Below are 9,246 nucleotides of genomic sequence, written 5' to 3'. Positions count from 1 at the left end.
CGGTCGTGCGGTCGTGCGGTCGTGCGGTCGTGCGGTCGTGCGGTCGTGCGGTCGTGCGGTCGTGCGGTCGTGCGGTGGTGCGGTCGTGCCGGTGTCTGGTCGTGCCGGTGTGCGGTCGTGTCGTGCCGGTGTGCCGTCGTGCCCTGGGAGTCGGCTGCCGGGCGCGGCCCTGGCCGTGGGGACGCGCGCAGCCGGCGACTTCTGGCGCCGTCGTGGTCGGTGCGCCGTCCTCGTCCGCCCGGTCCTTCCCGGGCGGGTGCGGTCTCCGGGGCGTCGGGGGAGTGGGCCTGCCGCTGGGGCGGGGGTGAGGGTGGGGGCCGGTGCCATCGGCTTCGCCCGCGGTGAGGGATCTCCGCGCCGTGCGCAGGCGGCTGCGGGGCACGAGCGCGCGCCGGTCCGGCGTCCGCGCGGCCCCGTGCAGCAACCGGCGCGTGTCGCCGGGGCGGGGCCGGGTCTCGTCCGCCGGTCCGTCAGCGGGTGAGGTCGCTCAGGGCGGTGAGGAGCCGGTCCACGTCGTCCGCGCAGCTGTAGGGCGCGAGCCCGACCCGTACCCCGCCCTCGTCGCCGAGTCCCAGACGGCGTGCGGCCTCCACGGCGTAGAAGGAGCCGGCGGGCGCGTCGATCGCGCGTTCGGCAAGCCGCCGGTAGACCTCGGCCGGACGCAGGCCCGCCACGGTGAACAGCAGGGTCGGCGTGCGCCGCGCGGCCCGCGAGTACACGGTGATCCCGCCGAGGTCCGCCAACCCTCGCTCGATCCGCTCGCGCAGCACGTTCTCGTGGGTCTCCAGCGCGGTGAAGGAGGCGACCAGCCGGTCCCGGCGACCGCCCTGCGCGTCCGGTTCCAGACCCGCGAGGAAGTCCACCGCGGCTCGGGCACCGGCCAGCAGCTCGTACGGCAGCGTACCCAGCTCGAACCGCTCGGGGACGGCGTCGCCGGAGGGCAGCAGCTTGTCCGGACGCAGCGTCTCGAGGAACTCGGGCCGGGCCGCCAGCACCCCCAGGTGCGGCCCGAGGAACTTGTACGGCGAGCACACCAGCGTGTCCGCGCCGAGCGCGGCCAGGTCGACCACGGCGTGCGAGGCGTAGTGCACGGCGTCCACGTGGAGCAGCGCGCCGACACCGTGCACGGAACGCGCGATGGCCGGCAGGTCGGGGATGGTGCCGATGAGGTTGGACGCGGCCGTCACCGCGACCAGCCGGGTGCGCGGCGAGAGCACCGCCTCGACGTGCTCGGGAACGAGCTCGCCGGTGGCGGGGTCGAAGTCCGCCAGGCGCACCCTCGCGCCGGCCGCCTCGGCCGCCTGGATCCAGGGCCGGATGTTGGAGTCGTGGTCGAGGCGGGTGACGACCACCTCGTCCCCCGGCGCCCACGTCTTGGCGAGCGTCCGGGACAGGTCGTACGCGAGTTGTGTGGCGCTGCGGCCGAAGACGACGCCCCGCGGCCCGGTGCCCAGCAGGTCGGCCAGCGCGCTCCGCGCCTCGGCGACGATGTCGTCCGCGTTGCGCTCGCCCTCGGTCGTCCGCCCGCGGTTGGCCAGCGGATTGGCCAGGGCCTCGGCGACGGCGTCGATGACGGGCTGCGGGGTCTGGGTGCCGCCGGGTGCGTCGAAGCGGGCGGAGCCGGACTTCAGGGCGGGTATCCGCGCGCGGATCGCGTCGACGTCGAGGGCCATGTGAACTCCAACCGAAGGCGGGCATGCCCGCCCCATGATCGCAGCAGGGCGGCGACGGGAACAGGGGGACGCGGCGGGTGGATCAGAGGTCGGCCGGCGGTGGCGCGCCGGCGTGCGCCGGGCTCTTCTCACGGCCTCCGGGATGGCGGTGCCGCCAGGTCCAGAACACCGCACAGGACAGCAGCGCCCACCCGCCCAGCACCAGGAACGGGAACGCGTGCTGGTGGCCCTGGAAGTACACCGCGGTGTGCTGGGCGTTGACCGAGGCCCCCGGCGGCAGCCACTGGCCGATCACCCCCAGCGGTGACGGCAGCAGCGGCCAGGACACCGCGCCGCCGGACGAGGGGTTGCCCAGGAGCACCATCAGCCCCCACGTCGGCAGCATCGCCCAGCGTCCGAACAGGGTGTTGAACATGGTGAAGACCATGCCGCTGGTGAACAGGGTGAGCGTCAGGATCAGCCACGACTCCACGAACGGCAGGCTGAGCGCGCCCAGCAGCCAGTCCACCGCCGCGGCGATGGCGAAGCCGCCGAGCAGCGCGTAGGCCATCGTGAAGAGGATGCGTTCGAGCGGGGTCAGCGACCGCGCGTGCACGCTCAGCTGGATCGCCCCGACGAAGCCGATGATCACGGCGGCCAGGGAGATGTAGAAGATCGCCAGCCCGCGCGGGTCGCCCTCCTGGAGCGGGTTGATGTCCCGGACGGTCACCTGGACACCGGTCTTCTTCCCCACGGCCGGTGCCGCCTCGGCCAGTACGTCGGCGACCGAGGCGCCCGACGCGCTGGACAGGTCGAGCACGGCGGTCCGTCCGTCGCCGCGCAACTCGAAGATCGCGAAGACCTCCTGCTCCTCGATCGCGTCACGCGCCTCGGCCGGGGTCTTGTACGGAAGCAGCTTCACCGAGGCGTTCAGCGCCCTCTCCAGGCCGTCCAGGAAGGCGTGTCCGCGAGCCTTCTCGTACGAGCCGACCACGGCCGTGGGGATCGAGCGGGGTGTCGGATTCGCCATGGAGTAGGTGTAGGAGCCCGCGAAGAGACCGGCCGCAGCCGCGAGGATCAGCACGAGTACGGTGGCGGGCCAGAACGGCGACTGCCGGAACGTGGACCACCGCTCCCCGCGCGTCGGGGGCCGGCCGTGGGCGCCGTGGGACATGTGGGCCATGTCCCGGACGCTTTCACAGCCGGGGTGGAAGGGCATCGGGAGCGCCGTCGTCCGGGGGGTCACGGAGTGTGACGCCGTCTCCGGAGCGGTCGCCGAAGCCCGGTGGCGCGGTCAGGCGTGGACGAGCGGGGTGTCCACGAGGTGCTCCGCCACGAACCAGGCCTGCAGTTCGTTGGTGCGCACGACGTCGGAGACCAGGAGGTCGTTGGTCCCGTCGTCCCCGAGCTCCTGCGTGCGGGCCGCGGCGTCGTGGCAATCGGTCAGGATCAGCTCGTGCGCCTCCAGCAGCCGGGAGAGCATCGACGGCACCTCCTCCACCCCGTCCGGCGGACGCGGCACGGCGGTGATCTCGGCGACGTGCCGCGGGTCGCCGACCGCTACGCCGCCGAGCGTCTGCACCCGCTCCGCGATGGCGTCGATCAGTTCGATCTGTTCTCCCGCGTGCTTGTCCAGCAGCAGGTGCAGCTGGTAGAACGTCGCCCCGCGCATGAGCCAGTGGTACTTCTTGTACAGGTCGTGCAGGATGCGGGTGTCCGCCAGCACCTTGTTGAGCCGCTGGCAGGAGTAGAGGCGGGTCTCCATGGCCAGCGCCACGGGGAACTGCTTGACGGTGCCGAACTCCTGGATGGTCCGGCCCTTCTGGTGCAGCCAGGGCTGGCTGCCGTCGGACCGGTTTTCCGCGGAGGGCGGCTTCGGGGTGCTCACGCCTGGGACTCCTTCCGGAGATGACTGAAGAGTGCGCCGGCTCGCTGCGGCCGGCTGCGGCCCCCCACGCGACAGTCGACCAGCCGCATCCCGAGCCCGCAAACGCTGGGGGGTTGTCCGCCCCTTCGCCCGCCGCCTATGGTCTGCCGGGGAGCAAGCGCTTTCTAAAGGTGCGGTGCCCATGTCGTCCGTCCGTGTCCGAGGAGACCGAATGTCCCCACGCCCCGCCCGTCTTCGCGTCGCCGTCGTCGGTACCGGTGCCATCGTCACCGGCAGCCATCTGCCCGCCCTCAGGGCCCACGCGGACCGGACGGAACTGGTCGCCGCCGTGGACGTGGACCGGGCCCGGCTCGACGCCTTCCGGACGGAAGCGGGAACAGAGGTGGCCGGATACGCCTCGATGGGCGACATGCTGGACGCCGTACGCCCCGACCTCGTCCTCATCGGCACACCGCCCTCCCTGCACCGGGAACAGACGGTGGCCGCGCTCAAGGCGGGTGCCTGGGTGCTGTGCGAGAAGCCGCTGTGTCTCTCCCTCGCGGAGTACGACGACATCGCGGCGGCCGAGGAGGCCTCCGGGGCGTACGCGTCCGTGATCTTCCAGCACCGGTACGGCTCCGGCGCCGTGCACGCCCGCGACCTGATCGCCGGCGGGGAGCTGGGCGCCCCGCTGGTCGCCCACTGCCAGACCACCTGGCACCGCGACGCCGCCTACTACGCCGTACCGTGGCGCGGACGCTGGGCCACCGAGGGCGGCGGTCCGACCATGGGCCACGGCATCCACCAGTACGACCTGCTGCTGCACCTGCTCGGCCCCTGGGCCGAGATACGGGCCATGGCGTCCCGGCTGGTCCACACCACCGAGAGCGAGGACGTCTCCACCGCCCTGGTGCGCTTCGAGAACGGCGCCCTCGCCACCGTGGTCAACAGCGTGCTCTCCCCGGACGAGGTGAGCCGCGTGCGCGTCGACTGCGCCGACGCGACGGTCGAGTTGACCCACCTGTACGGGCACCGCAACGACGACTGGACCTACACACCCGCCCGGCACGTCGCCCCCGAGCGCGCCGCCGCCTGGCGCACCCCGGCGCTCGACGTGCCCAGCTCCCACACGGCGCAGCTCGGTGCCGTGCTGGACGCCCGGGACGCCGGCGCCCGGCCGCCGGGCAGCGGTGCGGAGGCCCGCGCCACGCTGGAGTTCGCCGCCGCCCTGTACAAGGCCGCGTTCACCGGACGGCCGGTCCTCGCGGGGGAGATCGCACCCGGCGACCCCTTCTACGCGGCCATGCACGGCGGCCACCCCGACTGGGCCCCCGAGGAGCGCGCATGAGCACCCTCCGCGTCAGCCACACCCACGGCGACCACGTCGCGGTCACCGCGGCGAACGGGACCGAGATCCTCCGCTACGTCTACCGCCCCGACCCCGAGGCCTTCGAGTCCCGCAAACCCTACGCCCACCCGGTGCGCACCCTCGCCGGGCGCACGGTGACCGGCTACCGGCCCCATGACCACCGATGGCACAAGGGCCTGCAGATGACGGCAAGTCACCTGTCCGGCCAGAACTTCTGGGGCGGCAACTGCTACGTCCACGGCGAGGGCTATCTGCCCCTGCCCGAGCGCATCGGTTCGATGCGGCACGACGGCTTCCCCCGGTTCACGGCCGAGGACGACCGGCTCGCCGTCGTCGAGCACCTGACCTGGGTGGAGAACGGTGGCGCGGAGTGGGCCCGTGAGGAGCGCGGGCTGACCGTCCACTCGGTCGACCTGGCGGCCGGCACCTGGGCCCTGGACTGGTCGATCCGCCTCACCAACGCCCGTACCGAGCCGCTGGTGTTCGGCTCGCCGACCACCGCCGGCCGTGAGATGGCGGGCTACACTGGCCTCCAGTGGCGCGGCCCCCGCGACTTCACCGGCGGCACGGTCTTCGCCCCGGACACCGACGCGGGTGCCGCGGAACTGATGGGCACCCGGAGCCCGTGGCTCGCCTTCACCGCCGAGCACGACGACGTCGACGCCCACTCCACGCTCGTCTTCGCCCACGCGCCCGAGAACCTCGACGACGCGCGGGCGATCCATCCCTCGCACTGGTTCGTGCGCGCCGAGCCCATCCCGTCGGTGGCGTTCTCCTGGGCGTTCTTCGAGGAGTTCGAGCTGCCGCCGGGCGAGTCGTTCGCGTACCGGTACCGCGTCGTGGTCGCCGACGGCGCCTGGGACGGCGACCGGGTCCGCGCGCACCTGGAGGGCCTGCCGTGGTGAGCGACGGCCGGAAGCCGCCGCCGCCCCGCCCGCTGCCCGGCGCGGTCGGCCTGTCCCACCTGAGCGCCTACGACTGGGCCGCCGCCGACGGTGTGTGCGGCGGCAGCCCCCACCTGCACCTGGTGTGCACGGAGGCGTACGTCGTCACCGGCGGGCGCGGCTCGGTGCAGACGCTGAGCCCCGACGGCTACCGCGACATCCCGCTGGAACCCGGCTCCGTCGCCTGGTTCACACCGGGCACCGTGCACCGCATGGTGCAGGGCGGCGGCCTGCGCGTCACGGTGCTGATGCAGAACAGCGGCCTGCCCGAGGCCGGGGACGCCGTCTTCACCTTCCCGCCCGAGGTGCTGGCCGACCCCGGGGCGTACGCCGCCGCGGCCACGCTGCCGTCCGGCGCCGGACCGGAGGCGGAGGCCGCGGCCCGGCGCCGCAGGGACCTCGCCGTCGAGGGCTACCTCGCGTTGCGCACGGCCCTGGTCGCCGGGGACGCCGGCCCGTACGCCGAGTTCCAGCGGGCCGCCGCCCGGCTCGTACGCGACAAGGTGCCCGCCTGGCGGGAGTTGTGGCGATCGGGCGCGCTGGCCACCGCCGAGCGGACCGGCGCCCAGCTCGACGCCTTGACGGACGGCGATCCGGCGTACCTCGGTGAGGCCACCGCGTACCAGGCAGCACCCACCCGGCGCGGCGGCCACGGCATGTGCGGGTTCCGCGACGAGTACGCGCTGCCGGGGGCGACGCTGCCGTACCGGGCGCCGTAACGGCCCGCCAGGGCGCCGGACATGGCGTCCCGCACGTGCGCCGACGGGACCGGGACGGGGGTGTTCACATCCCGAACTCCCGCTCGGCCGAAGAGTTAACGGGTCGTTAGGACGGGGGAGGTGTGAAGCGATGGCTGACGTGCGCATCATCTTGACATGAACCTGTGGCCCGAGGGGCGGGCCGCAGCCTCATGGAGGTGTGGGATGCACCGCAGACTCGCCACCGGACTCGCCGCCTCGGCCCTGGCGGTGACCACCGTCTTCGCCACCGCCGCGACCGCCGACGCCGCTCCCGCCGACAAACCGCAGGTGCTCGCGAGCTGGACCCAGACCAGCGCGTCGAGCTACAACGCCTGGGCCGCCGCGCGGGCGAACCAGTCCGCCTGGGCCTCCTACGGGTTCGACTGGACCACCGACTACTGCTCCTCCTCGCCGGACAACCCGTTCGGCTTCCCCTTCAGCACCTCCTGCGCGCGCCACGACTTCGGGTACCGCAACTACAAGGCCGCGGGCTCCTTCAGCGCCAACAAGTCCCGCCTCGACAGTGCCTTCCACGAGGACCTCAAGCGCGTGTGCGCCCGCTACGGCGGCGCCACGAAGGCCGCCTGCACCGGCACGGCGTGGACGTACTACCAGGCGGTGAAGGCCCTCGGCTGACGAGCCCGCACCCCACGGGACACGCGCCCGGCCGGTGCCGGGCCAGGGACCGGCCGGTGAGGCGTGGGTGGTCGTCCCGGCGGCCGACGGACCGTCATGGCCGTCGGCGCCGGTGCCGGGCGGACGGGCGGGGCGCCGTCGGTGCCGCCGAGCGGGCCGGGCGCGGGCCGGAGGCCGGAGTGGCCGCCGCTGCCGCCAGCGCGACCGCCGCGCTGGCGATGCCCACGACGGCGCCCGCGGCCACGTCGCCGGGATAGTGCACGCCGGTGTGGACGCGGGAGTAGCCGACGGCGCTCGCCAGCACGCCCAGTGGTACGGCGGCCACGGGCAGGACCACGCCGACCGCCGTGGCGAACGCCACCGCCGACGCCGTGTGCCCGGACGGGAACGACGCCGACGCGGGCATGGGCACGTACCGGCCCACCGTCACCCGCGCCGCCTCACGGTCGGGCCGCGCCCTGCGCACCAGGCGCTTGCCCAGCAGGTTCGTGGAGGCCGACGCCACGGCCACCGCCACCACCCCGGCGCGTGCGGCCCGGCGCGGTCGCGGACCTCCCGACGCGAGCGCCGCGGCGACGGCGAGCGAGACCTTCGAGTGGTCGGCGGCGTAGGACAGCCGCCGCAGCGCACGGTCGAGGGTGGGAGTGGAGGTGGCGGCCACGGCCGCGTACAGCGCGCCGTCCACCGCCCGCAGATCACCGAGTACGGCCGCGAGCGCACGGCGGGGCGACCGCGCCGCGCCGGAGTCCGGCGCGAGCGGGCCGCTGGTGTCCCCGTCGGCGTTGGTCGGTTCGGTCATGGGCTCCTGCTCCCGCGGGGGTGACTGCGGCCGGGCCACGCCCGGGACACCGTGGGCACCGGCGGCCCGTCGGCACGCCACGCGTGATCCCTCGCCGCACCAGCCTCCTCCGGCACCGGACGTACGGCGCGCGGGCGAGGCCCGTCCGGGCGAGGGAATGGTGGCGCGGCGGGGGTGGACAGCCACCGGTATGGACAGCCACACGTCTGGAAGACCACAGGTATGGACAGCCCCACGTACGGAAGGCCACAGCTAGGGACAGCCACACGTACGGAAGGCCGCAGCTAGGGATGGCCACAGCTAGGCAAGGCCACAGGTACGGAAGGGCACAGGTAGGGGCGGCCACGGCATGACGGTGCCACCGAGCGGGAGGGCCGAGGCTGTGGCGGACCCCCTACGCCATGACGACCCGGACCCCCGCCTCCTTGAACTGCCCCACCAGGTCCGGGTCGGCCGCGTCGTCCGTGACCAGCGTGTCCACCGACTCGGTCGCGCAGATCCGCGCGAACGCCCGCCGGCCCAGCTTGCTGGAGTCGGCGGCCACGACCACGCGCTCGGCGCGCTCGCACAGCAGCCGGTTGATCGCGGCCTCCGCCTCGTCGTGGGCCGCGGCACCGTGCGCGACGTCGAAGGCGACGACGCCCAGTACCGCCACGTCGAGGGTCACCTGGCCCAGTACCCCGTCCGCGAGCGGCCCGATCAGCTCGTACGACTGCGCCCTGGCCACCCCGCCGGTCACCACGATCTTGAACTGCGGTCGGACGGCCAGCTCGTTCGCGATGTTGAGCGCGTTGGTGACCACGGTCAGCGCCGGCGTGCCGGAGGCCAGGTCGGGGCGGACGGCCAGGGCGCGGGCCACCTCGGTCGTGGTCGTGCCCCCGGTCAGCCCCACCGCCTCGCCGGGTGCCACCAGGGCGGCGACCGCCTGGGCGACGCGCTGCTTCTCCGAGACACGGCGGGCCGTCTTGTAGCGCAGCGGCAGTTCGTAGGACACCCCGTGCACGACCGCTCCGCCGCGCGTGCGCACGAGCATCTGCTGCTCGGCGAGCCGGTCGAAGTCCCGGCGGATGGTCGCGGCCGACACCTCGAGTTCGGCCGCCGCCTCCTCGACGTCCAGCCGGCCGCGCTCGACGAGCAGCTCCAGCAGCGCCTTCCAGCGGGCGTCGCGCGACATCCACGCCTCCGTTCCTCGGTCTCCCGCCGACCCTAGCGCACCACCCTCTTCGCTGAATTGCTTGA

General features: G+C 73.9%; 9 protein-coding genes. 4 read left to right on the top strand and 5 right to left on the bottom strand.

Annotated elements, in window-relative coordinates; translation table 11 throughout:
* Positions 1-470: 470 nt before the first annotated feature.
* The 3 genes from KUM32_RS18130 to KUM32_RS18120 all read right to left on the bottom strand — a co-directional run bounded on the left by KUM32_RS18130 (position 471) and on the right by KUM32_RS18120 (position 3,540).
* Positions 471-1,673 (bottom strand): cysteine desulfurase-like protein, encoded by a 1,203-nt coding sequence (locus tag KUM32_RS18130; RefSeq protein WP_217142958.1) that lies wholly within the window; start codon positions 1,671-1,673, stop codon positions 471-473.
* An 82-nt stretch (positions 1,674-1,755) separates the two neighbouring features.
* Positions 1,756-2,835, bottom strand: coding sequence for an ABC transporter permease (locus KUM32_RS18125; RefSeq protein ID WP_217142957.1), 1,080 nt, complete (start codon positions 2,833-2,835; stop codon positions 1,756-1,758).
* A 111-nt stretch (positions 2,836-2,946) separates the two neighbouring features.
* Positions 2,947-3,540, bottom strand: coding sequence for a Dps family protein (locus KUM32_RS18120; RefSeq protein ID WP_217142956.1), 594 nt, complete (start codon positions 3,538-3,540; stop codon positions 2,947-2,949).
* 211 nt (positions 3,541-3,751) lie between these two features.
* Between KUM32_RS18120 and KUM32_RS18115 the strand changes: the two genes are divergently transcribed.
* From KUM32_RS18115 to KUM32_RS18100, 4 genes are all read left to right on the top strand, one after another.
* Entirely contained in the window at positions 3,752-4,867 is a 1,116-nt protein-coding gene (locus tag KUM32_RS18115) for a Gfo/Idh/MocA family protein (RefSeq protein WP_217142955.1), read from the top strand.
* The gene (locus KUM32_RS18110; protein ID WP_217142954.1) at positions 4,864-5,793 is read left to right on the top strand and encodes a PmoA family protein; all 930 of its coding nucleotides are present in this window, start codon (positions 4,864-4,866) and stop codon (positions 5,791-5,793) included. The genes KUM32_RS18115 and KUM32_RS18110 overlap by 4 nt, the downstream gene beginning before the upstream one ends.
* The gene (locus tag KUM32_RS18105) at positions 5,787-6,551 is read left to right on the top strand and encodes a cupin (protein WP_217142953.1); all 765 of its coding nucleotides are present in this window, start codon (positions 5,787-5,789) and stop codon (positions 6,549-6,551) included. The genes KUM32_RS18110 and KUM32_RS18105 overlap by 7 nt, the downstream gene beginning before the upstream one ends.
* 204 nt (positions 6,552-6,755) lie before the next feature.
* Positions 6,756-7,208 carry a phospholipase gene (locus KUM32_RS18100; RefSeq protein ID WP_217142952.1) on the top strand — a complete coding sequence of 151 codons (453 nt, stop codon included), beginning with the start codon at positions 6,756-6,758 and terminating at the stop codon, positions 7,206-7,208.
* Between the two features lie 94 nt (positions 7,209-7,302).
* On the opposite strand, the gene KUM32_RS18095 is transcribed toward KUM32_RS18100, so the two are convergent.
* Entirely contained in the window at positions 7,303-8,007 is a 705-nt protein-coding gene (locus KUM32_RS18095; RefSeq protein WP_217142951.1) for a phosphatase PAP2 family protein, read from the bottom strand.
* Between the two features lie 394 nt (positions 8,008-8,401).
* Positions 8,402-9,181 carry a DeoR/GlpR family DNA-binding transcription regulator gene (locus KUM32_RS18090; protein WP_217142950.1) on the bottom strand — a complete coding sequence of 260 codons (780 nt, stop codon included), beginning with the start codon at positions 9,179-9,181 and terminating at the stop codon, positions 8,402-8,404.
* Positions 9,182-9,246: the final 65 nt, after the last annotated feature.

This window comes from Streptomyces sp. AC627_RSS907, from assembly GCF_019049165.1.
The sequence above is the reverse complement of the archived record's forward strand: the minus strand, read 5'-3'. Positions and strand labels throughout refer to the sequence as shown.